Annotated in this window: 20 protein-coding genes, 1 tRNA gene and 1 pseudogene; 16 read left to right on the top strand and 6 right to left on the bottom strand. The window is 72.2% G+C overall.

Annotation, left to right across the window (positions count from 1 at the left end; translation table 11 throughout):
* Window positions 1-95: 95 nt before the first annotated feature.
* On the top strand, window positions 96-2,108 hold the full coding sequence (locus ACFY0K_RS07125; RefSeq protein WP_390638988.1) for a S9 family peptidase: 2,013 nt from the start codon (window positions 96-98) through the stop codon (window positions 2,106-2,108).
* A 65-nt stretch (window positions 2,109-2,173) separates the two neighbouring features.
* Here the strand turns inward: ACFY0K_RS07125 and ACFY0K_RS07120 are convergent, their stop codons facing one another.
* On the bottom strand, window positions 2,174-2,542 hold the full coding sequence (locus ACFY0K_RS07120) for a hypothetical protein (RefSeq protein ID WP_390638987.1): 369 nt from the start codon (window positions 2,540-2,542) through the stop codon (window positions 2,174-2,176).
* Between the two features lie 160 nt (window positions 2,543-2,702).
* On the opposite strand from ACFY0K_RS07120, the pseudogene ACFY0K_RS07115 reads away from it, so the two are divergent.
* Window positions 2,703-3,428, top strand: a pseudogene (locus ACFY0K_RS07115) (transposase); the annotation flags it as partial.
* Window positions 3,429-3,653: 225 nt separating this feature from the next.
* On the opposite strand, the gene ACFY0K_RS07110 reads toward ACFY0K_RS07115, so the two are convergent.
* Both ACFY0K_RS07110 and ACFY0K_RS07105 read right to left on the bottom strand, forming a co-directional pair.
* The gene (locus ACFY0K_RS07110; protein ID WP_390638986.1) at window positions 3,654-4,316 is read right to left on the bottom strand and encodes an HAD-IA family hydrolase; all 663 of its coding nucleotides are present in this window, start codon (window positions 4,314-4,316) and stop codon (window positions 3,654-3,656) included.
* A gap of 188 nt (window positions 4,317-4,504) precedes the next feature.
* A complete protein-coding gene (locus tag ACFY0K_RS07105) occupies window positions 4,505-5,086 on the bottom strand; it encodes a TMEM165/GDT1 family protein (RefSeq protein ID WP_390638985.1) in 582 nt (193 codons plus the stop codon).
* A 420-nt stretch (window positions 5,087-5,506) separates the two neighbouring features.
* On the opposite strand from ACFY0K_RS07105, the gene ACFY0K_RS07100 reads away from it, so the two are divergent.
* The 4 genes from ACFY0K_RS07100 to ACFY0K_RS07085 all read left to right on the top strand — a co-directional run bounded on the left by ACFY0K_RS07100 (window position 5,507) and on the right by ACFY0K_RS07085 (window position 10,833).
* Window positions 5,507-6,151, top strand: a complete 645-nt coding sequence (locus ACFY0K_RS07100; protein ID WP_351954776.1) for an HNH endonuclease family protein — start codon at window positions 5,507-5,509, stop codon at window positions 6,149-6,151.
* Between the two features lie 158 nt (window positions 6,152-6,309).
* Window positions 6,310-7,935 (top strand): alkaline phosphatase D family protein, encoded by a 1,626-nt coding sequence (locus ACFY0K_RS07095; protein ID WP_390638984.1) that lies wholly within the window; start codon window positions 6,310-6,312, stop codon window positions 7,933-7,935.
* A gap of 230 nt (window positions 7,936-8,165) precedes the next feature.
* Window positions 8,166-10,073, top strand: coding sequence for an FAD/NAD(P)-binding protein (locus ACFY0K_RS07090; RefSeq protein WP_390638983.1), 1,908 nt, complete (start codon window positions 8,166-8,168; stop codon window positions 10,071-10,073).
* A gap of 154 nt (window positions 10,074-10,227) precedes the next feature.
* A complete protein-coding gene (locus ACFY0K_RS07085; protein ID WP_390639454.1) occupies window positions 10,228-10,833 on the top strand; it encodes a DedA family protein in 606 nt (201 codons plus the stop codon).
* A 33-nt stretch (window positions 10,834-10,866) separates the two neighbouring features.
* Here the strand turns inward: ACFY0K_RS07085 and ACFY0K_RS07080 are convergent, their stop codons facing one another.
* Window positions 10,867-11,100 carry a DUF2277 domain-containing protein gene (locus ACFY0K_RS07080; protein WP_351954779.1) on the bottom strand — a complete coding sequence of 78 codons (234 nt, stop codon included), beginning with the start codon at window positions 11,098-11,100 and terminating at the stop codon, window positions 10,867-10,869.
* 91 nt (window positions 11,101-11,191) lie between these two features.
* Between ACFY0K_RS07080 and ACFY0K_RS07075 the strand changes: the two genes are divergently transcribed.
* Complete coding sequence (locus ACFY0K_RS07075; protein WP_390638982.1) at window positions 11,192-12,112, top strand: ketopantoate reductase family protein; 921 nt, start codon at window positions 11,192-11,194, stop codon at window positions 12,110-12,112.
* On the opposite strand, the gene ACFY0K_RS07070 is transcribed toward ACFY0K_RS07075, so the two are convergent.
* Entirely contained in the window at window positions 12,109-12,684 is a 576-nt protein-coding gene (locus ACFY0K_RS07070; protein WP_390638981.1) for a hypothetical protein, read from the bottom strand. The genes ACFY0K_RS07075 and ACFY0K_RS07070 overlap by 4 nt on opposite strands.
* A gap of 566 nt (window positions 12,685-13,250) precedes the next feature.
* Here ACFY0K_RS07070 and ACFY0K_RS07065 point away from each other — a divergent pair.
* The 7 genes from ACFY0K_RS07065 (at window position 13,251) to ACFY0K_RS07035 (ending at window position 22,870) form a co-directional block, all read left to right on the top strand.
* Entirely contained in the window at window positions 13,251-14,495 is a 1,245-nt protein-coding gene (locus tag ACFY0K_RS07065) for an alpha/beta hydrolase family protein (protein WP_390638980.1), read from the top strand.
* Between the two features lie 288 nt (window positions 14,496-14,783).
* Window positions 14,784-17,036 carry a HAMP domain-containing protein gene (locus ACFY0K_RS07060; RefSeq protein ID WP_390638979.1) on the top strand — a complete coding sequence of 751 codons (2,253 nt, stop codon included), beginning with the start codon at window positions 14,784-14,786 and terminating at the stop codon, window positions 17,034-17,036.
* Between the two features lie 15 nt (window positions 17,037-17,051).
* A complete protein-coding gene (gene pgsB / locus ACFY0K_RS07055) occupies window positions 17,052-18,602 on the top strand; it encodes a poly-gamma-glutamate synthase PgsB (RefSeq protein ID WP_390638978.1) in 1,551 nt (516 codons plus the stop codon).
* The gene (locus ACFY0K_RS07050) at window positions 18,599-19,081 is read left to right on the top strand and encodes a poly-gamma-glutamate biosynthesis protein PgsC/CapC (RefSeq protein WP_351954785.1); all 483 of its coding nucleotides are present in this window, start codon (window positions 18,599-18,601) and stop codon (window positions 19,079-19,081) included. Before pgsB ends, ACFY0K_RS07050 begins: the two co-directional genes overlap by 4 nt.
* A 44-nt stretch (window positions 19,082-19,125) precedes the next feature.
* On the top strand, window positions 19,126-20,205 hold the full coding sequence (locus ACFY0K_RS07045) for an NlpC/P60 family protein (RefSeq protein ID WP_390638977.1): 1,080 nt from the start codon (window positions 19,126-19,128) through the stop codon (window positions 20,203-20,205).
* A gap of 56 nt (window positions 20,206-20,261) precedes the next feature.
* A complete protein-coding gene (locus ACFY0K_RS07040) occupies window positions 20,262-22,394 on the top strand; it encodes an ArnT family glycosyltransferase (protein WP_390638976.1) in 2,133 nt (710 codons plus the stop codon).
* 134 nt (window positions 22,395-22,528) lie between these two features.
* The gene (locus ACFY0K_RS07035; protein WP_390638975.1) at window positions 22,529-22,870 is read left to right on the top strand and encodes a hypothetical protein; all 342 of its coding nucleotides are present in this window, start codon (window positions 22,529-22,531) and stop codon (window positions 22,868-22,870) included.
* A gap of 46 nt (window positions 22,871-22,916) precedes the next feature.
* On the opposite strand, the gene ACFY0K_RS07030 is transcribed toward ACFY0K_RS07035, so the two are convergent.
* Window positions 22,917-22,988, bottom strand: a tRNA-Val gene (locus ACFY0K_RS07030).
* A gap of 214 nt (window positions 22,989-23,202) precedes the next feature.
* Here ACFY0K_RS07030 and ACFY0K_RS07025 point away from each other — a divergent pair.
* Both ACFY0K_RS07025 and ACFY0K_RS07020 read left to right on the top strand, forming a co-directional pair.
* On the top strand, window positions 23,203-24,591 hold the full coding sequence (locus tag ACFY0K_RS07025) for a hypothetical protein (protein ID WP_390638974.1): 1,389 nt from the start codon (window positions 23,203-23,205) through the stop codon (window positions 24,589-24,591).
* Window positions 24,592-24,660: 69 nt separating this feature from the next.
* Window positions 24,661-25,200, top strand: a complete 540-nt coding sequence (locus ACFY0K_RS07020) for a DUF4383 domain-containing protein (RefSeq protein WP_390638973.1) — start codon at window positions 24,661-24,663, stop codon at window positions 25,198-25,200.
* Window positions 25,201-25,270 lie beyond the last annotated feature (70 nt).

The raw sequence follows: 25,270 nt of genomic DNA, 5'->3' as shown, positions 1-25,270 counted from the left end.
GGGATCTCTGCGTGCCGGACGGGCGACAGGCACCGCTGGCGGGCGGCGCCCGTAATCCGCTATTCACCGCCTCCTTCGCGAGCAAGAATCTCCGCATGTCTGCGATCCCCGGTGGCACGACCGCCTTCCACGAACTGCCCGCGTTCCTCGCCCAGCCTCGCGTCAACTCCCTTGCGCTGTCCGTCGACGGTGGCCGTCTCGTCGCCACCGTTCAGACGCTGTCGGAGGACCGGACCAGGTTCGTGTCCGGGCTGTGGGAGATCGATCCGGCTGGGGAGCGCGAGGCGCTGCGCCTGACCCGGTCGGGGAAGGGCGAGTCCGGGCCCGCGTTCGGTCCGGACGGGGTGCTGTACTTCCTGTCGGAACGCGAGGACGACGGTGAGGAGGACAAGCACGAGGGTGCCGCGCTGTGGGCGCTGCCCGGACGTGGTGAGGCCGCCGTCGTGGCCCGGCACCCGGGCGGGATCACCGCGTTCACCGTCGCCCGGGATGCCGGCGCGCTGGCCCACACTGCCGGGCTGCTGCCCGGGGCCGCCGACGCCGACGCGCACGGCAAGCTGCGCACGGCGCGCAAGGACGCGAAGGTCACCGCGATCCTGTACGAGGCCGGGCCGACCCGCGCCTGGGACCGCGATCTCGGCCCCGAGGAACAGCACACCTTCGTGCGCGCGGGGGCCGAGGGCGTCGTGGTTGACGCCGGCGGACAGGGTGTCGGCCTCGAGAATCCCGGGGACGTGGCGCTGTCGCCCGACGGGACGCGAGTGGCCTACACCCGGTTCGTACCCGGCCGGGTGCCCGCCGAGAACCGCACCGCCGTGGTGGTGGCTCACGCGGCCACCGGCGAGGAGGTCTTCGTCCTGGGCGATGTGGAGCACCTCTATGAGGCGCCGGTGTTCACGCACGACGGCTCGGCGGTCGTGTGCTCGCGGATGACGTGGCCGACTTACGACGAGTCGATGGACATGACGCTCGTCCGGGTCGGCGTGGACGGTGGCGAGGCCGTCGATCTGCTGCCCGGGTTCGACAACTGGCCTGTCGGCGCCGTCTGTTCGACGGTCGACGAGGTCCTCTTCTTCGTGGCCGATGTGGAGGGTCACGGGCCCGTCTTCCGGCGGGACGCGGACGGCACCGTGACCCGGCTCACCGCCTCGGGCGCGTACGGCTCGCTCTGCGTGGCTCCCGACGGGCGGACGCTGTACGCGCTGCGCAACGCGATCGACTCGCCGCCGCGGCCGGTCAGGTTCGAGGCCGGCGTCGCCGACCAGACGCCGGTCGAGCTGCCCGCCCCCGGTGCGTTCGACGCGCTGCCGGGCACCCTCACCGAGGTGCACGCCAACGCGGCGGACGGGTACCGGTTGCGCGGCTGGCTCGTGCTGCCCGAGGGCGCGTCGGCCGAGAACCCCGCGCCGCTGCTCGTCGCCGTGCACGGCGGGCCGCAGGGCAGCTGGAACGGCTGGACCTGGCGGTGGAACCCGTGGCCGTTCGCGGCTCGCGGCTACGCGGTGCTGCTGCCCGACCCGGCCCTGTCGACCGGCTACGGTCAGCAGGGCCACCGGCGCGGCTGGGGGCAGTGGGGCGGGGTCCCGTACACGGACGTGATGGCGCTGACCGACGCAACCGAGGCCCGTGACGACATCGATGCCGCGCGGACCGCGCTCGGGGGCGGCTCCTACGGCGGCTACATGGCCAACCGGGTCGCCACGAGCACCGATCGGTTCAAGGCAATCGTGAGCCACGCGGGCCTGTGGGACCTGCGGTCCTTCCAGGGCGAAACCGACGCGCCCTGGTACTTCCAGTGCATCTTCGGGGACCCGGTGACCCGGCCCGAGCGGTACGAGGCGCACTCCCCGTACCTGGACGCCGCGAAGATCCGTACGCCGATGCTGGTCATCCACGGCGCGAAGGACTACCGCGTACCGGTCGGCCAGGGCGCCGCGCTCTTCCAGGATCTGCAGCGGTTCGAGGTGCCTGCGAAGTATCTGTACTTCCCGGACGAGAACCACTGGATCCTCTCTCCGGGCCACATCCAGGTCTGGTACGAGGCGTTCCTGAACTTTCTCGACCACCACGTCCTTGGTGACGAGTGGCAGCGGCCCGGACTGCTGTGAGCGCGGGCGGGCGTCTGCCTTCGAAGAGGTTGGATCCCCGCTTTTGGGCAGGAACGGACGCCGGTTCACCGCGGCCGACGCGTCAGCGGACGCCAGGTGCAGCGACACCCGACCCGGCAGTTGGTGACCTCGCCCGCGACACCGGTGTACTGCCAGGGCACGTGGGTGGCGATGTCGACGGAGTGGTGGGACGGTTCCCCGCCGACCAACGTGTGGCCGGCGGGGCGTGGGGCGGCCCCTATCGTCGGCGGCCGGTCCGGCGGGGCCGCGAGCAGGCCCTTCTTCGCCGTCACCCCCGAGCACTGGCGGCGCCGCGGGTTCCACTCGGGGCTGTCGTAGGTGCGGTGCTTGATGCGGATCCCGTAGGCGTTGATCGCCTGCCAGCGCTCCGGCAGCAACTCGACGCAGTCCTCCCCGCTGAGCGGCACTGGCACGTATCCGCGGGAATCGAGCAGCGGCGCCGCGCGACCAGGTTCGCTGAGACAGAAGCCCGAACGACTCGGTTCGTTGAGAAAACGACTCGATTGAGTGAGACAGGACACTGTTTCAAGAGGTCCTTGCGGGAACGATGACGAGGGTGTCCAAGATCGTTTTGTGACGAACGACCTGGACACCCTCGCGACCGCGCTCTACGCGACGACGGACGACCTGCCGAAGGAGCATCCCGGCCTGGCTCCCTGGCGTCCGCAGGTCGGGATCACTCCCCGCCTGAGCGATGCCGAACTGGTCACCCTTGCGATGATGCAGGCCGTGCTCGGCTTCACCTCCGAGGCCAAGTGGCTCCGCCGTGCCCGCTCCCACGTGCGACACCTCTTCCCCTACCTGCCGCAGCAGCCCGGCTACAACAAGTGGCTGCGCAAAGCCGCCGGCCTGATGCGCCGCATCACCCGCATCCTCGCCACCTCGATATGGAGCGACGACGTATGGGTCGTGGACTCCACCCCGGTCGAGTGCGGTGGCTCCCGCGAGACCTTCAAACGCTCCGACCCGGCAGGCTGGGCCGAATACGGCTACTGCGCCGGCCACAGCCGCTTCTTCTGGGGTCTGCGCCTGCACCTGGTCCGCACCCTCCAGGGCCTGCCCATCGCCTTTGCCCTGACCGGAGCGAAAGCCGACGAACGCGAAACCCTCCTCGACCTCCTCGCCGCCGAACCCGACCTCCTCCGACGCCACCCCGGACAGACACTGATCGGCGACAAGAACTACTTCGCCCGCGCCTTCGAACACGAACTCGCCGAGCGCGGTACCCAAATGCTGAGGCCAACCCGCAAAGGCGAGCACGACCGGCCGGGCGCCCCTCTGTTCAAACCCCTGCGGCAGCAACCGTGCCAGCCACCAGCAGTCGCGTCCCAGCCGCGCGCAATCACGTCAGCCACCCAGCTGCGGGCAGCCGTGTCAGCCACCCAGCTGCCCGCAGTCGTGTCAGCTACTCAGCTGCGGGCAGTCGTGCCTCCCCCAGAGCCCGAAAGGCCTGGGGGACCCCCAGGCGGCACGGGTGGGCGCGGCGGTACCCCGTCGGCGCCGGTGAGCGTCGCTGCCCCGGCCTCAGGCTTCGCCGACGTGCACCCGGATCGACCCGTCCGCCGTCGCCTCGACCCGCACCTCCGTGAGGTCCCGCACGACCGCGTCCGGCCCGTGCACCCCGGCCCGCGCGCCGACGCCGACGACCCGCATCCCGGCCGCGCGCCCCGCCGCGATCCCCGCGCCCGAGTCCTCGAACACCACGCAGTCCGCCGGAGCGACGCCCAGCTCCGCCGCCCCCTTCAGAAAGCCCTCGGGGTCCGGCTTGCTGGCGCCCACCGACTCCGCGGTCACCCGCACCGCCGGCAGCGGCAGCCCGGCGGCGGCCATCCGCACCGTGGACAGCGCCACGTCCGCCGAGGTCACCAGCGCGTGCGGCAGCCCCTGGAGCGAGGCGAGGAAGGCCGCGGCACCCGGGACCTCCACCACGCCCTCCACATCGGCCGTCTCCTCCGCCAGCATGCGCGCGTTGTCCGCGAGGTTCTGCTTCACCGGCCGGTCCGGCAGCAGCACGGCCATGGACGCATGCCCCTGGCGCCCGTGCACCACCTTCATGACCTCGTCGCCGTCCAGCCCGTGCCGCTCGGACCAGCGCCGCCAGATGCGCTCGACGACGGCGTCGGAGTTGACGAGGGTGCCGTCCATGTCGAGCAGGAGGGCGCGGGCGGTGAGGACGGTGGCCGTCATCGGGCAGCTCCTAGTACACGGGCCGAAAGCGGGCCGGGGAGAACAAGGCGGCCCCGCCCGCCGGTCAGGGAAAACGGGCGGGAGCCACTTTGTTCCCCCACGGTACAAAACAGAACGCCGATCCCGCCACCGCCTTCGCCGACCGTTCACCGAGTCTTCAACCCGTCCGGCCCCAGGGCGGGCCCCGCTCAGCCCGCGATCGCCTCCCACAGGCTCCACACGCCCAGCGCCAGCATCAGCACCGCCGCGATCTGCGTGATCAGCCGCAGCGGCACCTTCCTCATGAGCGCCTTGCCGCCGACGATGCCGAGTCCGGCGACCGCCCACAGGCCGAGCACGGCGCCGAGACCGACGGAGAGCGGGTCGTCGTAGCGGGCCGCGAGGTTCGCCGTCATGATCTGCGTGAGGTCGCCGAACTCGGCGACCAGGATGAGCATGAACCCGGTGCCGGCGACCTTCCAGAAGGACTGGTCGGCCGGCTTGCGGATCTCCTCGTCCTCCTCGCCCTTCTTCAGCAGCAGCACGGCCGCGCCGCCGAGGAAAAGCACGCCGGTCAGCGCGTGCACGATCTGCTGCGGGAGCAGGGTCAGGACGCTGCCGGCCGCGACGGCGAGCACGACGTGCAGGAGGAAGGCCGCGGCGACACCGGCGAAGACGTACGACGCCCGGTAGCGCGTGCCCAGGACGAGACCGGCGAGCGCGGTCTTGTCGGGCAGTTCGGCGAGGAAGATGACGCCGAAGACGAGCGCCGTCACGGTGATGCTGATCAAGGGTCCTCAATCGGTCGGGGCCACCCCACCGAGAGCACCGCACTTCGCAGACGATCACCTCGGCAGGCCAGCGCACACGGGCACCCGTGCCGTACGGCACAGGCGTGCACTGCTTGCCGAAGGTCTCGCTGGCGGCCTCCGACCGAGATGGCCGAGGTCCGCCTCCGGGCGCCGGCTCAGACGGGCTGAGCAGTATGTCGACGGTCCGGCGAAGAGCTACTCCCCTTCAACGCCGTCAAGAGTACGTGACTCCGCCATCGATCCCAAGGCCGCACGCCCCGCCTGTGAGTCACGTCGCACATCTTGTCGTGTCATGCACACGTCATTAGTTTCTTACCGAACGCTCACCCAGCGGCAACACGGCGGCGCGAGCATTCCCTCGCTCGCGCTCCAACACCCCACCCCCACCAGGGAGTTCGCATGCCGAAGTTCTACGCGCGTCGACGACTCAGCATACTCGCGGCCTTCACCGGACTCATAGCCTCCGCCGCGCTGTTCAACTCCCCGAGCGCCTCCGCCGCCCTCCCCACCCCGGTCAGCGCGTCCACCGCCCGCACCTACCTCGCCTCCCTCACCGTGGCCACCGAGAACCGCACCGGCTACGCGCGCGACCTCTTCCCGACCTGGGACACCATCAGCGGCACCTGCAACACCCGCGAGTGGATCCTCAAGCGCGACGGCACCAACGTCGTCACCAACTCCGCCTGCACCGCCACCAGCGGCTCCTGGTACTCCCCCTACGACGGCGCCACCTGGACCGCCGCCTCCGACGTCGACATCGACCACCTGGTGCCGCTCGCCGAGGCCTGGGACTCCGGCGCAAGCAAGTGGACCACCGCCCAGCGCGAGGCCTTCGCCAACGACGTCACCCGCCCGCAGCTCCTCGCCGTCACGGACAACGTGAACCAGTCCAAGGGCGACCAGGACCCGGCCACCTGGATGCCGTCCCTCACCTCGTACCGCTGCACCTACGTCCGCGCCTGGGTCCAGGTGAAGTACTACTACAACCTCTCCGTGGACTCCGCCGAGAAGAGCGCGCTCACCAGCTACCTCTCCGCCTGCTGAACCGGCCGCCGCAGCGGCGTCGCTTCCCCCGCGTTCCGGCCACGCTCCCCCCCTTCCCTGCTCTCTTTCCCGTGTCGGGACCTCCCCGTCGGCCTCCGTCGTTCCGTACCGTACGGGGCGACAGAGGCGAACCGACCGAGGAGGAGGGCGGGGCGATCGTGGCCGGACTGCGCCTGGGACCGCTGCTGAGGTACACGGACGGCTCGTCGGCGACCGTCTGGGTCGAGGCGAGCCGTCCGTGCACCGCCGAGGTGCGCTGCTCGGACGGCGCCGGCGGCACCGCGCACACCTTCCAGGTGGCCGGCCACCACTACGCCCTCGTCCCGGTCACCGGGCTGACCCCGGGAACCGCCCCGTCGTACGACGTCCTCCTCGACGGCACCCGCGTGTGGCCGCCGACCGGCTCCCCCTTCCCGCCCCCGGTGATCCGCTCCCCGGCCGCGGGCGAGCCCCTGCACGTCGTCTTCGGCTCCTGCCGCTGGGCCGCGCCGCCCGCCGACGGCCCGGACCCGGTCGGCCCGGACGCCCTCGACAGCCTCGCCGCGCGCATCGCCGCCGGCGGCGAACGGCCCGACGTGCTCCTGCTGCTGGGCGACCAGGTGTACGCCGACGAGACCTCGGCGGCCACCCGGCACTGGCTGGCCGCCCGCCGCGACCTCGCGGACCCGCCCGGCGCCGAGGTCGCGGACTACGAGGAGTACACCCGCCTCTACTACGAGTCCTGGCTCGACCCGGAGGTGCGCTGGCTGCTCTCCACCGTGCCCAGTTGCATGATCTTCGACGACCACGACGTCATCGACGACTGGAACACCTCCGCGGCCTGGCTGGCCGACGTGCGTGCCACGCCCTGGTGGCAGGAGCGGCTGCTGAGCGGACTGATGTCGTACTGGGTCCACCAGCACCTGGGCAACCTCTCCCCGGCCGAGCTGGCCGCCGACCCGCTGTACGCCGCCGTGTGCGACGCACCCGACGGCACGGACGAGTTGCGCGCCTTCGCCGCCGGGGCCGACGCCGACCCGGCCTCCGTACGGTGGAGTTACCGGCGTGACTTCGGGCGGGTGCGGCTGCTGATGGTGGACACCCGGGCGGCGCGGGTCCTGGCCGAGCAGAGCCGCGCCATGCTCGATGCCGGCGAGGCCGGGTGGCTGCGTGAACAGGCCCTGGACCACCGCGCGTCGTACGACCATCTCCTGGTCGGCACCTCGCTGCCCTGGCTGCTGCCGCACCTGATACACGACCTGGAGACCTGGGACGCGGCCCTGTGCCGGGGCGAACGGGGCGCCCGCTGGGCCCGGTTCGGGGAACGGCTGCGCCGCGCGGCCGACCTGGAGCACTGGGCGGCCTTCCCCACGTCCTTCGCCGAGCTGGCGGACCTGTTCGCCCGGACCGGCTCCGGGCCCGCGGCACCCGCCTCCGTCTGCGTGCTCTCCGGTGACGTCCACCACGCCTACGTCGCCGAACCCGAGTGGCCCGCCGGGAGCGCGCCCGGCTCCCGGGTGCTGCAACTCACCTGCTCCCCCGTCCACAACTCCGTGCCGCCGACGATCCGGGCCGGCTTCCGGTTCGGCTGGAGCACGCTGGCCCGGTTCCTCGGGCGGCGGCTGACCCGGCACGGGCGGTGCGCGCGGCCACCGGTCACGTGGCGGAAGAGGGGCGGGCCGTGGTTCGGCAACCAGCTCATGACGCTGACGCTGCACGGCCGTTCGGCCCGGCTGCGGCTGGAACGGGCCCGGCGGGACGGGACCCTGGAGACCGTGTCGGAGTCCGTCCTCACCGACCGGTGAGCACAGCCGGGTGACAACTGTGTTGCGTGGTGCTCACGTTGGCATTCGCTGACCGCGACGGCATGATGAGGCGGACCGTCCGCTTCCCGTTCCCGCGCGGGCGGCGTCACTGCCCTGCGCCCCCCACTCGCCCGGGAGTCACCTCTTTGTCCTCCTCCCCCCAGGAGTCCCCCCAGGAGTCCCCCCGAGAGCCCGTCCAAGAGCGCGTCCGGGAGCGCGGCCAGGAATCCGTGCCGGTCTCCGTCGCCCTGGTCGGCGCCGGCCCGCGCGGCACCAGCGTCCTGGAACGCCTCTGCGCCTCCGCCCCCGAACTGCTGCCTGGACGGCGTCTCACGGTCCACGTGATCGATCCCGACCCACCTGGCCCCGGCCGGGTCTGGCGTACGACACAGCCGGCGGAACTGCTGATGAACACCGTGGCGAGCCAGGTCACCCTGTTCACCGACGCCAGCGTGGACTGCGCGGGCCCCGTGCGGCCCGGCCCCAGCCTGCACGCCTGGGCCGCCGCCACGGACGGCGGCGAGCTGGGCCCCGACGACTACCCGACCCGCGCCCACTACGGCCGCTACCTGGAGTGGGTGTTCGCCCGGACGGTCTGCCGGGCACCGGCGGCCGTCCGCGTCGAGACCCACCGCGCCCGCGCCGTACGGCTCGACGACGACCCCGACGGCCGCCATCAGACGCTCACCCTCCACGACGGCCGCACCCTGCCCGGCCTGGCGGCGGTCGTGCTGGCCCAGGGCCACCTCCCGGCGACGGCGTCCGCCGCGGAACGCCGGTTCGCCGCCCACGCCGCCCGGCACGGCCTCCGGCACATCCCGCCCGCCAATCCGGCCGACGTCGACCTCACCCCGCTCGCGCCCGGCGAACCGGTGCTGCTGCGCGGCCTCGGCCTCAACTTCTTCGACCACCTGGCCCTGCTGACCACCGGCCGGGGCGGCCGTTTCACCCGCACCCCCGGCGGCACCCTGCGCTACACCCCCTCCGGCCGCGAACCCCGCCTGTACGCGGGCTCCCGGCGCGGCGTCCCGTACCAGGCACGCGGCGACAACGCGAAGGGCCCGTACGGCCGCCACACCCCGCTCCTGCTCACCCCCGAGGTGATCGCGGGCTTCCGCGACCGCGCGGACTCCGGCGCGGCGCCCGACTTCCTCGCGGAGATCTGGCCGCTGGTCGCGAAGGAGGTGGAGACGGTCTACTACTCCGCCCTGACCGGTGACCCCGGGTTCACCGCGCGCTTCCTCGCGGCCGGCGGCCGGCGCGCGGAGACGGCCGTACTCGACGCCCACGGCGTGCCGGAGCCGGACCGCTGGTCCTGGGAGCGCCTCCAGCACCCGTACGGAGACCGGAAGTTCGCCGATCCCGCGCAGTGGCGGGCCTGGCTCCTGGACTATCTGCGCGAGGACGCGGCACAGGCCGCCCTCGGCAACGTACGCGGCCCGCTCAAGGCCGCCCTGGACGTACTGCGCGACCTGCGCAACGAGATACGGCTGATCGTCGACCACGGCGGCCTGGCCGGTGCCTCCCGGCGGGCCCACCTGGACGGCTGGTACACCCCGCTCAACGCGTTCCTGTCCATCGGCCCGCCCCGCCGCCGTATCGAGGAGCTGGCCGCGCTGGTGGCGGCGGGCGTGGTGGAGGTGCTCGGCCCGCGGCTTGAGGTGCACCACGCGGACGGCGGGGGCGGCGGGGGCGGCGCGTGGGTGGCACGCTCCCCCGCGGTACCCGGCTCGGAGGTCCGGGTGACCACCGTCGTCGAGGCCCGCCTCCCGGAGCCGGACCTGCGCCGCACCGCCGACGAACTGCTGGCCGCCCTGCTCCGCGAGGGCGCGTGCCGCCCGCACGTGGTGGACGGCCACGAGACCGGCGGGGTCGACGTCACACCACGCCCGTACCGCCTCCTCGACCGTCACGGCCGCCCGCACGCACGGCGGTTCGCCTTCGGGGTGCCCACCGAGGGCGTGCACTGGGTGACCGCGGCGGGAGCCAGGCCGGGCGTGGACTCGGTGACCCTGTCGGACGCCGACGCGATAGCACGGGCGGTGCTGCGGACGGCGGCGGCCGAGGGGCGACCGCGGACGGAGACGCACCCGGAGCGGCCGGCGACGGCCGAACGGCACACGCCGGTCGCCGTATGACACCGCATGGCACCCGCATGACCGTTCTCCGACAACCCTTTGCCGAACATACGAGCCCCCCGTGACACTCCTGTCACACCCCCGGCGTACGCTGTATGGCTGTCGCCGGGGGGCACAACAGGACAATCGCGGGGGAACCGTCGTGTGGGAAAGCATGGGGTCGCTGGAGGCCGGGCCATGGATGTACGCCATGGTCGCCCTCTCCGTGCTGCTCGACGTGTTCCTCCCGGTCCTGCCGAGCGGAGTACTCGTCATCACCGCGGCCACGGCAGCGGCGGCGGGCACCGGCGCGTCGGCCGGACAGGTCCCGCCCCACGCCCTCCCCGACATCCTGGCGCTCACCCTCTGCGCGGCCACCGCCTCGGTCCTGGGCGACCTGTTCGCCTACCGGCTCGCCCGGCGCGGCGGAGCCCGCCTGGACCGCGCGATCGCCCGCTCCCGACGGCTGAGCGACGCGCAGGAACGTCTCGGCGAGGCCCTGTCCCGGGGCGGCGGAGCGCTGGTCGTCCTGGCCCGTTTCGCCCCGGCCGGCCGCTCGATCGTCTCCCTCGGCGCCGGCGCCACCCAGCGCAGCGTCCGCGACTTCCTCCCCTGGTCCGCCCTGGCAGGCCTCACCTGGGCGATCTACAGCGTCACCCTCGGCTGGCTCGGCGCCCAGTGGCTGGGCGCGACCTGGATGGCCACGGCGGTATCGGTAGCAGCCCTGTTCGGCGCGGGCGCGGGCGCGGGCTACCTGATGCGAAGACGCCGCCCGGCGTAGTACGCACCCCTGAGCCGCGGGCAGCCGTATCCCTCAGCCCCCACCACCCACGGCCCCCTGCCCCCGCACCTCCAGTCCCCCCAGCAACGCGGCGGTCGCCTCCGCCACCGCGTCCACCGCCCGCTCGAACACCTCCCGGTTGTGCGCGGCCGGCGCCCGGAACCCGGACACCTTCCGCACGTACTGCAACGCGGCAGCACGGATCTCCTCCTCCGTGGCCTCCTCGGCCAGCTGGGGCGGACGCAGGGTCTTGATACTCCGGCACATGTCCCCAGTCTCCCGCAGACCCCCTCCCTCCTGCGAGGATCTTCCAGAGGCGGCCACCGCTCCCGGGGCCGACCGACGAAAGGACGACGCCATGCCGACCACCCCGAACGCAGCGGCCCCCCACCTCACGGTCGCCGTCCTCGGCCCCGGCGGCGTCGGCGGCCTGCTGGCCGCCCTGCTCTCCCGCTCCGGCCACCGCGTCGTCTGCCTCGCCGGCGAGGAGACCGCACGCACCCTGCGCGCCACCGGAATCCGGGTCCGCAGCGCCCTGTTCGGCGACTTCACGGCCCCCGTCGACGCCGACACGGCCCTCCGCGAACCCGTCGACGCCTGCCTGGTCACCGTCAAGGCCACCGCCCTGGACGCGGCCCTCACCCGGATCCCGCCCGCGGCGCTCGGCGACGCCCTTCTCGTCCCGTTCCTGAACGGCGTGGAACACCCCGCGCTGCTGCGCGCCCGCTACGCCCCCGACCGCGTGGCCCCCTCCGTCATCCGCGTCGAGTCGACCCGCACCGCACCGGGCGTGATCGAACACACCAGCCCCTTCGCGGAGATCGACCTGACCGGCGCCAAGGTCCCCCGCCCCCGCCTGGAGGCCCTGGCCGAAGCGCTCACCGCCGCAGGCCCGGCCACCCGCGTCCTGGACGACGAGACCACCGTCCTCTGGGCGAAGATGGCGTTCCTCGCCCCGTTCGCCCTCCTCACCACCCGCTACGCCCTCCCTCTCGGCGAGGCCCGCACCCGGCACCGCGAGGAACTGGCGTCCCTCGTGGCGGAGACAGCGGCCGTCAGCCGCGCCTGCGGCGCCCCCGCCGACCCGGCCCAGGCGCTGGCCAGGTACGACGCCTTCCCGCCCGCCGCCAAGTCCTCGATGCAGCGCGACGCGGAGGCCGGCCGGCCACTCGAACTCGACGCGATCGGCGGCGCGTTGCTGCGCGCGGCGGACCGGCACGGCGTACCCGTGCCGGTGACGGCCCGCATCATCAGGGAGTTGCGCGAGGCCGGCCGCTAGCGGCTGTTCTGCCCGGGGGTGCGGGCGGCGGCGACGAAGGCGGCCATCTTCTCGCGGCTCTTGACCCCCGGCGCGGTCTCCACGCTGCTGGAGACGTCCACGCCGTAGGGTCCGAACTCCGCGACGACACCGGCCACGTTGTGCTCGTCGAGGCCCCCGGCGATCACCACCTTGCCCGGCACCTCAGCGACCCAGCGGGGGATGTCCTCGAACACGCCGCTGCCCGCGCTGGCGTCGTAGAAGAAGTACCGCAGCGCCTCCGGCTTCTCGGGCGGGGTGCCGGAGGCGAGGGCGAGGTTCGGGATGTCGGCCGGCTCGTAGATCTGGACGACGTCGAAGTGCTCGGCGACGGCGGACGTCTCGGCGAGGGTCAGGGCCACGGCGAAGACGGGGATCCGTCCCCGGGCGTGGCCGGCGAGCGCCACGGCGCGTTCGGGCGGGCAGTACCGCTTGCTCTTCGGCGTCACGACGATCCCGACGGCGTCGTACCCCAGCTCGACGGCCCAGTCGATCTGCTCCTCCCGGGTGAGCCCGCACACCTTCACGAACACCGGCTGCCGCTGCCCGCTCATCCTGTCCTCGCTCCGTTCTCCCGCCCGGCGGGAACACGATCCTGCCCCCAGCTTCTCAGCCCGCGGGCCGGGGCCGGGCGGGAGCTCCGACGATCGCGGCTCCTCTCCGGCCTCGCCGCCCCCGGGCGCCCGTGGTGTGCAACGCTGACCTGCGTACGCGCCGCGCAGTGCGGACCCACGAGCCGACAGGTCGTCAGACCGCCGTCCCCGTGTGGTCACCGACGTCGGCAACCGAGCCGACCTGCCGCCGAGCGGCTTGACTTGACGCGCGTGCTCGGCCGCACCGCAGGGGCGCGGCCGACGCCATGGAGCGCCGGATCAGCGGACCGTGACAGGGCTCGGTATCCGGTACGTGAGGTCACCACGGGGTCATCCGGGGCGCGTGGGTCCGCAGGGAGCTGTCGCGGTACGGTGTGCGGCAGTCGATCGCCCGTTCTGTGATCGCCGACCCACGAGGGGGTTTCATGAATCACCGTCGCCTGCGCCACCGTCGCAGATTGATCGCCGTTGCGGTCGGCTCTGCGGGTGCGCTGGCCGTTGCACTGGGTGTGGGGCTGTCATCGGCGATGGCCACCGGCACATCGTCCTCCCAGCCCACGACCACCGCGTCCTCGTCCGCCACGAGCACGCCCTGGGCACCCGAGAACGACGAGAAGCCGCTGGGCCGCCAGAAGGCCGCCGTACGCCCGCAGACTCTCTCGGCCGCCCGCAAGGCCGCGTCCGGCCTGCAGCTCAAGATGCCCGCCCCGAGCGGGAAGTACAGCGTGGGCATGGTCGGCCTGCACCTCGTCGACAAGTCCCGTACGGACCCGTACGTGTCCGGCAGCAAGTCCCGCGAGCTGATGGTGTCGCTCTGGTACCCGGCCACCTCCACGTCCGGGCACTACCAGGCGCCGTGGATGCCGTCGATCTCCGGTGCCCACTTCCTCGCCACGCGCGGGCTGTCGCCGCAGCTGGTGACCCTGCCGACCACGGCGGGCCATGTCCTCGCCCCGGTGAACACCACGCTCGGCAAGCTGCCCGTCCTGCTGTACTCGACCGGGCTGCACTCGGACCGTGCGATGGGCACCGCGCTCGTCCAGGACCTCGCCAGCCGCGGCTACCTCGTCGTCACCGTCGACCACACGCACGACGCCAACGAGGTGCAGTTCCCCGGCAACCGGCTCGAGGTCAACCAGATGCCGGCGGGCGCCCACTCCTCCGACACGCTCAAGGTACGCGCGGCCGACATCAAGTTCGTCATCAACCAGCTCTCCACGCTGAGCAAGGGCGGCAACCCGGACGTCGGCAAGGCCACCCTCCCCGTGGGGCTGACGAAGTCGGTCGACATGTCCAGGATCGGGATGTTCGGCTGGTCGCTGGGCGGCGCGGCGGTCGACACCGCCATGCAGCTCGACAGCCGTATCGCCGCCGGTGCCAACCTGGACGGCCAGTTCTTCGGGACGGCTCCGAGCAAGGACCTGAACCGCCCCTTCATGCTCTTCAGCTCCGGCAACCACAACCGCAACAACGACTCGTCGTGGCGCACGCTGTGGTCCCACCTGAAGGGGTACAAGGTCGACATCAAGCTCAAGGGCGCGGCGCACCTGTCCTTCAGCGACAACGAGTGGCTGGTGCCCCAGTACGCGCCCCTGCTCGGGATCTCCCAGTCGCAGCTCCAGCAGCAGTACGGGACGATCGACCCGAACCGTGCGATCGCGGTCCAGCGCGTCTACCTTGCGGCCTTCTTCGACCAGGAGTTGCGCAAGCAGCACAGCACCCTGCTCGACGGCACCAGCAGCAAGTACCCGGAGATCTCTTTCGTCCGCTGACCGGACAGTCAGCCGGACATCCGAAGGGCGGGCCCAGCTCATGGCTCCGCCCTTCGGCTCGCCGTGGGACCCGTGCGGCGACCGTCACAGGGCGGGCCGGTTCACACGTACGAAACAGGCGTGAAAGTGTGATGGTTATGTAATCGCGCGACGCTAGAGTGTTCGGCCTGTAGAACGTTCGGGCGCTCGGCGCCAATTGACGAAGGATTTCCTGCCCTGCCCTCCGCCCCCCGGGCGCCGCGCCGGCATCGCACCCGCCGCCGCGCCGATATGCCGATCCTTGGCGGGGTGCGCCCGCCGATCGCCTCGCTCGTCGTACTCCTGCTGGTGGTCGCAGCCCTGACCATGATCGGCCTCGACGGCATCCATGCCACGGGGGTGCCGCAGGCCGTGTCGGACGGGGAGCAGCAGATCGCCGCCGACACCGCGCTGTCGGTGCGCACCAGCATCGACGCCGAGGCGAGCACGGTCCGCCGTGCGGCCAAGGCGTACCCGGCGACGAGCGCGTCGACCCCCGCGACCACGCTCAAAGCACTGACTGCCGCCCGGAAGGGGATCCTCGGCAGTGCGCTGCTCGACCCGCAGACCGGCAAACTGCTGGCGACCGGCGGCAAGACGGTGCAGCTGGCCGGGTTCGACGCCGCCAAGGCGGCCTCCGGGCACAGGGGGATCCCGCCCCGTCTGGTGACCTCGGACGGCACCCGGCAACTGCTGTACTTCGCCAAGGTCACCCTGCCCGCACAGCAGGAGGACGCCAACCAGGACCAGAACCAGGTCCCGAGCGGCCCCGACCGGCAGTGGCTGCTGGTGGTCTCCGAGGCGCTCCCCGCCCCCACGGCGTACGGCGACGGACGCACCGCCGAGGTGCTGGACGCGAGCGGCACCGCGCTCGCCACCGCGTCCCACGGCACGGCGGCGCCGGCCGGCGCCGACAGCGATCTGCCCTCGGCGGCGACCCGCGCGGCGAAGGGGTCGGGGCAGGACACCGACGCCTCGGGAAGCCTGCTGGGTGCCTCCGCGGGCAGCCGGCGCACGGTGGCCGGCTGGGCCCAGGTCGCCTCGACGACCGGTCCCGGCGACACCGACGGCCTCGGTCTGGTGGTGCTCACCTTCCGCACGGTGCCCGCCACGGCCAGCGCCGTCGACTACTCGGGCTTCGCCCTCAAGGCGGCGGGTGCGCTGGTCGTGCTCGCGCTGCTGCTCGGGCTGGCCCTGCACTTCCTCCTGCAGCGGCCGCTGCTGTGGCTGTACCTGTCCGCGGGCCGCCTGGCCCGGGGCGCGACCGAGGGCGGGCCGACCGCGTGGGAGGAGCTGTCCCGGCCGGTTCCGGTGAACGGCTTCGGGGAGATGTCCCGGATCGGGCGGGCCCTGGAGTCGCTGCGCCGGCAACTGCTCGGCGAGAGCGGCCCGCAGGAGTTCCCGGCCCGGCGCGGACCGGGCTACCGGGCGCTGGCCGCGGTCGGCGTGCTGGTGGTGGCCTGCTGGGCGGTGCCGATGATCTCCGTGCTGAACCGGGCGCACAGCGCGACCGCGGTCCCGGCCTCGGTCCTCGCCGTCCAGCAGACCCGCACCGAGATCGCCTCGAACCGGGTCCGGCAGTCCCTCGACCAGCTGTACACCGACCTGAGCGACGCGGCCGCGAGTCTGCCGGGCAGCAGCCGGGCCGCCCAGACCCAGGTGCTGCGGCGCACCCTCGCCGACCACAAGCAGTACCGCTCGCTGTACCTCCTGGACAGCTCGGGCTCCATCACGCTGCGCGTGGGCGGGTCACCGCTGCGCACCATCGTCCACGTGCCCGGCGGCGGCGGGATCACCACCGTCAACACCTCGGGCCGGATCCCGGCGATCGCCGCCTACGCGCAGGTCCGGGCCGTCAAGGGCAAGGCCCCGGCGGAAGGCGTGGTCCTGTTCGGCGAGATCGACGTGAAGGCGCTCAACTCCATTCTGTCCAGACCGAAACTGGGCAGCGTCTGGGTGACGGACGACAAGGACAGGGTGCTGGCGGCGAACGTGGGCTACCGCGCCTTCCAGTCGCTGCCCGACCCCGGCCTCAGCCGTCTCGCCCGCGCCACCCAGGGCGCCCCGGGGACCGCGGGCACCGCGACCTCGCGGGTGCTGCGCACGTCCTCCGGTCCGTCGGTCGACGGTGCCGCGCCGCTGGCGCAGAGCGGTCCGACGGCCCGGCTCGGCTGGCACGTGGTGACCGCGGAACCCGCGGCGGCGCTCCAGATTCCCGCGGTGCAGGCCGAGCAGCGCACCATGCTCGCGGGAATCCTCGGCCTCACCCTGGGCGCCGCCTGCCTGGGCTGGCTGCATGTCGTGGTGGTCCGGCCGCTGCGCTCGGTCGCGGTGCTCGTCGAGCGGCTCGCCGGCGGTGATCGCCGCACCGTGCTGCACCCGGTCAACCACGACGAGATCGGCTCGGTCACCCGCAGCCTGGAACTGATGCGCCAGGCCCTGGCGGAACGCGACCGGACGGCCAGATCCGGCCATGCCGCCGGGTCCCCCCCGTCCCGGCGTCAGACCACCCTCCAGCGGTAGAAGGACGGAATCGGCATGCTCTTCCTCTATGTCATCGTCCTGCTGTGCTGTGCCGGGCTGTGGATCGCCGGAATCGTGGAGCAGCGGCGGCACTTCGCCTCGCTGGAGCAGATACCGACGCGGGTGCTGGTCAACGGCATCCGCGGCAAGAGTTCGATCACCCGGCTGTGCGCGGGCGCGCTGCGCGGCGGCGGCCTGGTCACGGTGGCCAAGACCACCGGCACCGCGGCCCGGTTCATCCATCCGGATGCCACCGAGGAGCCGATCTACCGCAAGTTCGGGCTGTCCAACATCGTCGAGCAGATCGGCATCGTGCGGCGGGCGGCGACCTACCGGCCGGACGCGCTGGTGATCGAGTGCATGGCGGTGATGCCGGCGCTGCAGGAGATCAACCAGGAGAAGCTGATCCGTTCCACGATCGGCGTGCTGTGCAACGTCCGCGAGGACCATCTGGAGGAGATGGGACCGACCCTGGACGACGTCGCCCGCTCGCTCTCCCGCTCGATGCCGGTGGGCGGGGTGTGCGTGACGGCGGAGAAGGACCGGCTGCACATCCTCCAGGAGGAGGCCGACAAGCGGAACTGCCGCCTGATCGCGGTCGATCCGGAGACGGTGACCGACGCGGAGCTGCGCGGCTTCAGCTGGTTCACCTTCAAGGAGAACGTGGCGATCGCGCTGGCCGTCGCCGAACTGCTCGGGGTGGAACGGCAGACCGCGATGCAGGGCATGTGGGACGCGCCGCCCGACCCGGGCGTGCTGTCGGTGGAGCGCTACGTCACCCCCGAGGGCAAGCAACTGCGGTTCGCCAACGTCTTCGCGGCCAACGACCCCGAGTCGACGCTCATGAACGTCCAGCAGCTGGAGGATCTGGGCGCGATCAGGCGGCCTCTCAACGTGGTCATCAACTGCCGTCCGGACCGGGTGGAGCGCAACGGCCAGATGGGCGCGATCGTCCCCGACCTCGCCGCCGAGACGGTGTTCCTCATCGGCCATCCGACCAAGAGCGCCCGCGACGCGATCCCGGCCGCCTTCACCGGGCGGGTGGTGGATCTCGGCGGCGACCGCCGGGACCCCGAGGAGGTGACCGAGTCGATCCTCGCGGAACTCGGCCCGTCCTCCTCGATGGTGGCGATCGGCAACATCCACGGCCAGGGCGAGCTGTTCCTCGAATGCCTCGCCGGGCTGCCGCTGGACGAGTCCGAGGATCCCTTCGGCGCCGTTCCCCAGGGCGACGGCCTGGACCAGGAGACCATGCAGATCGTGCTGGTCCGGCCGCAGGTCGCGCTGGCCCGGCCGCCCGAGCCGGAGCCGTACAGCTGGGTGGCACCGCTGGAGACGACCCACAGCTTCCACATCCCGAACCAGCGCGAACTCGCCCGCCAGTTCGCCGCCACCCACGGCCGGTCCGACAGCAACGGCCGGTCCGACAGCAACGGCCGGTCCGACACCCACGGCCGGCCCAACACCCACGGCCGGTCCGACACCCACGGCCGGTCTGACAGCCAGAGCGCCCCGGACGACCCGCGCCACTCCTACGGTCAGCCCCAGTCCACGAGGAACCCGTGATCCCCGCCAACCTCACCGCACAGACCGCCGCACTCGGGATCGCCCTCGGGCTGGTCTTCTCGCTCGTCTGCTACCTGACCACCAATCTCTCGCCCGGGGGGATGATCACCCCGGGCTGGATCGCCCTCACGCTCGTCACCGACGTGCAGATGGCCGGGCTGATGGTCGGTGTCGCGGCGGTCACGTACTTCGCCACAAGGCTGCTGCAGCGCACCGTGATCCTCTACGGCAAGCGGCTGTTCGCCGCCGTGGTGCTGAGCGCGGTGCTGATACAGACCACCGTGATGCTCGCCCTCAGCCACGAGTTCCCGCTGCTGTACACCTCACAAACCCTTGGCTTCATCGTTCCCGGTCTGGTCTCCTACCAGATGGTCCGTCAGCCGATCGCCGCCACGGTCATCTCGACCACGGCCGTGACGCTGGCCACGTACGTGGTGCTGGTCTCCGGTCTGCTGATCGGCGTCCTGCCCACCGGCTGACCTGCCCACCCCCAGCTCACCCCGTCATTCCAGGAGGATCGGTCATGCACTCCCACTCCGCCGGCAGAGGCAGCAGCCGCCCGACCCGCCGCGCTCTGCTCGGGACGATCGCGGGCTTGACGGCCGCCGGGGCGGTGGGCGGGTACGCCTGGAACCGGCACGACAGCGGCAGCGGCGACGGCGGCGGCACGGCCGCCGACGGCACGGGCACCGGTTCGGGTTCCGGGAAGCGGACCTTCGAGCGGCTGTCCGCCCCCGCCCGCACCGTGGTCCGCGGCGCCGACGGCGGCACGCTCGCCACGTTCACCGACGGAGCCCGGACCGCCGTGCTCACCGGGCGCACCCGCAGCTTCAGCGAGCCGCGGACCACCGAGGCCAAGGTGACCACGGACGCCTGGGTGCGGGTGCTGCCGCAGAGCTGGCAGGAAGGCATGGAGAAGTCCGCCTGGTTCAAGAGCTGGTTCGACAAGACGCTCGGCGACACCAGCCCGGACGTCTTCGCGGTGGCGTTCCAGTACAGCAGCGCCGGGGCGCCCGACCAGCACAACGCCAAGGGCGTGCGCTACGCGGGCACCGCGCACTTCGGCCCGCGCAACTCCGCGGTCAACAACCCGCTGGACTTTGCCTACCACGACGAGCAGTCCGACTTCTACGACTATCTGGGCGTTCCCTGGACCTTCCCGGACGGCACCCGCGTACAGCCGGAGCAGGCCCGCTACGGCGACGTCGACTGCTCCGGCTTCCAGCGTCTGGTGTGGGGCTACCGCATGGGCATCCCCCTGCACAACACCAACACCAAGGGCACCGGTCTGCCGCGCCGCGCCTTCGCCATCGCCGCCTACGGTCCCGGCCGCCTGGTGATCCCGCACACCGGCACGAAGCAGGCCACCGACCTGGGCACCCTGCAACCCGGCGACCTGGTCTTCTTCGCCATCATCAAGGACAAGCCGGACTTCATCGACCACTGCGGCATGTACATGGGCCTCGACGACCAGGGCCGGCACCGCTTCTACTCCAGCCGCTCCGCCGCCAACGGCCCCACCCTGGGCGACCTGTCGGGCCACTCGCTGCTGGACGGCACCGACTTCTACGCCCGCGGCTTCCGGTCGGCCCGCCGCCTGTGATCCCGCCGCCAGTGCACCGCGGCCCCACCTGACCTGCTGATCCAAGGACCCCTGCCATGACCGCCATCCCCGCCGCCCGGCCCACCGGAGCGCACCGAGGCCGCCGGGCGGCGAACCGCCGATCCGGCCCGCCGGAAGACGCCCCGCGCTGGGAACGCCCGGCGCTCGCCGCGGTGCTGGCCGTCGCCACGCTGCTGTACTCCTGGGGCATCGGGCATGCCGCGCTCCACCCCTTCTACGGGGCGGCGATACGGTCCATGGCCGGCAGCTGGCGGTCCTTCTTCTTCGGCGGGCTCGACGTCAGCGGTTCGGTCAGCATCGACAAACTGCCCGGCGCCCTGTGGCCCGACGCCGTCTCCGTCTGGCTCTTCGGCCCGCACACCTGGGCGGCCGCTCTTCCGCAGGTCGTCGAGGGCGTGCTCACCGTATGGCTGTTGCACCGGATCGTACGGGCCTGGGCCGGGCCGTTCGCCGCGCTGGTCGCAGCCCTGGCGCTCACCGTCACCCCGGTCACGGTGGTCCTCAACCGGGGCACCATCCCGGACACCGCGCTCACCCTGCTCCTGGTGGCGGCCGCCGGAGCGCTGCAGAAGGCGGTGCGCACCGAGCGGCTGCTGCCGCTGATCACCTGCGGGATCTGGGTCGGGCTCGCCTTCCAGGCGAAGATGCTGCAGGCGTGGCTGGTGCTGCCGGTCTTCGCCGCCGTGTACCTGGTCGCCGCCCCCGGCACACCGCTGAAGCGGGCGCTGCGCGTCCTGCTCAGCGGTGCGGTCGCACTGGCGGTCTCCTGCTTCTGGGTGCTGATCGCCTGGGCGACCCCGGCCGCCGGCCGCCCGTACCTCGACGGCACCTCCGACAACAATCCGTTCGCCCTGGTCTTCGGCTACAACGGCCTGAGCCGCTTCAGCAGCGACACCACGGCGTTCGGTGCCGTCGCGGGCACCGCCACCAGCCGCACCACCGGCAACACCGGCTGGGACATGCTGATCAACGACACGGTCGGGCCCCAGGTCGCCTGGTTCCTGCCGCTCGCCGTGCTCGCCGTGGTACTGGGCGTCGTCTGGCGCACCGGCCGACCGCGAACCGACATGCTGCGCGCGGGGTTTCTGATGTGGGGCGGCTGGCTGGCCATGCACGCCCTGGTGTTCAGCGCCTCCAACGGCAACCACGCCTACTACACGGCGGTCATCGCCCCGGCGCTCGCCGCACTGGCCGGCGGCGGGCTCGCGCTCTTCCGGTCCGAGTACGAGTCGGCGTACGAGCCGAACCCCGGGCCGAAGCCCGCGCTGGAGCACGAACCGGAGTACGAGCCGGAACCCGAACCGGCGCACGAACCGACGCACGAACCGGGACCCTGGTCGCCGTACGTGTCGGCGTACGGATCGGAGCACTGGTCGCCGCACGTGGCGCAGAGCGTGTCGGTGTTCGAATCCGAGCACGAGTCGGCGCCCGAGCCGGAGCAGCGGTACGAGGGCGGATCGGGCGGCCGACGGCACCTGGCGCTGCCGGCGGCGATCGTGCTGACGGTGGCATGGGCGCTGGTGCTCGACTGGCCCACCCGGTTCGTCTCCTGGCTGCTGCCGGTCGCCGTGATGCTCGCACTGTGCGGCGTGGTGGGCCTGTGGACCCGCGGCCCGCGCACCTCCTCGCGGATGGTCCACGCGGCCCTCGCCTCCGCGATCGCGGCGACCCTGGTCGCACCGGCCGGCTGGGCCGCCTCCAGCCTCGACTCGCTCTACGCGGGTGCCGCCACCGCGCCGATAGCCGGCCCGGTCGGCAACGCGTACTACGACAGCATCCGTCAGCACCACGCACCGCGGAGGATAGGGCTCGACCAGCCGAGCGCCCGCGACACCGCCCTGCTCGACTACCTCACCGAGCACCGCAACGGCGAGAAGTACCTGCTGGCCACCCAGGCCGCCTACGGCGCCGAGCCCCTGCTGCGCGCGAAGTCCGAGCCCGTCCTCGTCATGGGCGGCTTCACCGGCAACACGCCCTTCCCCACCGCCCAGCAGCTCGCCGGCCTGGTCACCGCCCACCAGCTGCGCTACGCGCTGCTCACCACTCAGCGCCCCACCACCGCCGTCACCACCTGGGTGAAGTCCCACTGCACCCGTGTCCCGGCCGCCGCCTACGGCGGCACCACCGGTGGCAGCTTCTCCCTCTACGACTGCAGTCCCAAGAAGTGAGACGACGCGCCCGGGCCCGCGGCAGGCCCGTGGCGCACTCCCGGGCTGGTCCCCGGTCCGCCCGACCACTCTCGAACACATGAACCCCTCGAACGAGCTCGCCACCTAAATTCGAACAGGCGTACCATTGCCGCGTGGCTGCGACCTATGACTTTCCGGGTGACCTTCTCGCCGGTCAGGAGGAGCTGCATCAGGTCCGGGCCGAGCTGTCGGCCCTGCTGAAGCAGCTCCCCTGGTCGGTCGAGCCGCTGGACGGATTCAGTGACGACGGCGGCTGGCGCAAGGTGGAGCGTCCCGCCTCGCCGGGCTGGACCGAGGACCAGCAGGCCGCGGTGGAGAAGCTGCGCCGCCGCGAACACGAGCTCGCGGTGTTCGTCAGCGGCCACCGCTTCTGGGCGGAGATAACGGCACCGGACCGCATGGACGCCCGAAGCCTCCTCAAGCACGCACACGAGCACGCACACGAGAAGGAGTGAGAACGCGAGAAGACCCCGGCCGATCCGGCCGGGGTCTTCCTCGAAGTGGGCGCGGACGGTTTCGAACCGCCGACATCCTGCTTGTAAGGCAGGCGCTCTACCCCTGAGCTACGCACCCGAGACGAGTCGACAGCCTACATCGTCCCCGGCTCCGTCCCGCAATTCCGTTTCTCCGGACCGGCACCCGAGGGCGCGCCGCCTCCTCCCGCTCCTCGACCCCGCGAAGTGAGCACGCGAACCGCGAACTGACCGGCCCGTGTGTTCGTCTTTCACGGGTGGGAGAATGATTCGAACCCCAGAGCACAGGGCGTACCGCGGCACGGGAGAGGGATGTGACGGCGACAACGGCGACACCCGGGCAGTCGTATGCGCCTCCCCCGCCGCCCCGGCGCGGTGCCACCGCCGCCCTCCGGGACGCCCTCGTCCTCATGGGTCTGCCGCTGGCGGCCCTGCTCGTGGTGCCCGGGGCGTTCGCCGGCGGGGGTACCCGACGGTGGTTCGGCGGGCGGGCGGAGAGTCAGCGGGCCGAGGCCCAGGCGGCCAAGGACGCGGCTGCGGCCGCCTTCTACGAGCTGGACACCGCTCAGCGGGATCTGCGGATCTCCATGGAGACCATCTCCGCCGTCGACGACTCACCGGCCGCCCGCCGCGCCCTCTCCGACTTCGAGGCGCTGGGGCGGCGGATAGACGAGGCGAGCAACCGGTACATCCAGGCCATCGACGCCTACGACCTGGACCGGGACGATCTGGAGGCCGGTGCCGCGTCCCGGGCCCGGACCGAGATCACCCGGGCCAAGGACGAGCTCGTCGGCGTCAAGCGGGAGCTGGACCGGTTCGGGGAGTCGCTCGGACCGTTGCTCGGCAAGGCCGAGACGCAGCTGGCGCGGCTCGCGCCCGCCGTGGAGCGGGCCCGGCAGGCGCTGCTGGCGGCCAGCAACGCTCTTGACGCCGTACGAGAGACGCAGTTGCGGGCCGACGAGCTCGCGGCCCGGCTCGCCGCGCTCGCGCCTGAGCTGACGAAGCTGAATCAGGGGGCCGGGCAGCATGGTGCACAGGCGACGCTGGAGCGGGCCGGGCGGGTGCAGCGGGAGGCCGAGGCCATCCGGGTCGAGGCCGAGCGGCTGCCGGAGAAGGCCGCCGAGATCGATCACCGGCTGGTGAGCCTGCGCACCCGTGCGCAGGCGCTGACCACCCGGGCCGGGCAGGTCGACCCGGTGCTGAGCGAGCTGCGGCGGCGGTTCGCGGCAGCCTGCTGGCAGGATCTGCAGCAGGTGCCCCAGCAGGCCGTGGACAACGTACGGGAGGCCGAGCGGAAGCTCACTGAGGCGCAGACCGCGCGGGACGCGCAGAAGTGGGCCGATGCCACATCGCTGCTCGCCACCGTGCGGGCGCTGCTCAACAGCACGGACGAAGCAGTGTCGGCGGCGGGTGACCGGCTGAGCCGTCTCAACGCCGTGCAGAAGGATCCGCAGGCGGAGATCGAGCGGACCCGGTTCGCGATCCGGGACGCGCAGCGGCTTGCGATGGCCGGGCGGACCAGCCCGGATCCGCGGCACGCACGGCCGCTGGACGACGCGGTGGCCCGGTTGGACCGGGCGGTCGGGGCGCTCCAGGGGCGGCACCCGGACTACTGGCACTTCCTGACGGAGACCGAAGTGGTACGGCAGTCGGTCGCACGGGTGGTGGCGCAGATCCGGGAGGATCGCGGCACCGGTCACTGAGACGTTTGCCGAGGAGCTGTCCTGGGCGGATATTGGGTAGCGACCCGCATTCGATACCAGGAGGCGGAGATGGCCTCACATGTCACGCACTCGGGGACAGGGCGGAAGAAGATCGACTTCGATGAGGCGCTGCCCGTCGACCACCGCCTGAACAGGGTCTACCGCATCGGGGCCGGCCTGATGGGCCTCTTCCTGTTGGCCTTCGGCATCCTCGGACTCACCGACAACATCGGCTTCTTCGACACGGGCGGGAACACCGCGATCGGCCTGAACACCAACGGCGCGCTGAGCGTGCTGTCGATCTGTGTCGGGCTGCTGCTCTTCGTCGGCATGGTGATCGGCGGGAACTTCGCGTCCACGCTGAACATGGTGCTCGGTGTGCTGTTCATCCTGAACGGCTTCCTGTTCCTGGGCCTGCTCGACACGGACTCGGACTTCCTGGCCTTCAAGATCCAGAACGTGCTGTTCAGCTTCGTGGTGGGCCTCGTGCTGATGGTGTTCGGGATGTACGGCAGGGTCAGTACGAACCTGCCGCACGACAACCCGTACTGGCGGGCCCGCCACCCCGAGGCGGAGCAGCGGGGCGGATCTGAGACCCAGGTGCGGTAGCGGGCGGCGTCCAGGCCCGCACCCAGCGCGGCTCGCCGCTACGTCGCGGGAGCGAGCGATGCCCGTCGCT

This window comes from Streptomyces sp. NPDC001507 (assembly GCF_042894765.1).
In the GTDB taxonomy this organism is placed as follows: Bacteria; Actinomycetota; Actinomycetes; order Streptomycetales; family Streptomycetaceae; genus Streptomyces.
This window is presented reverse-complemented; position numbering and strand designations above follow the sequence as displayed.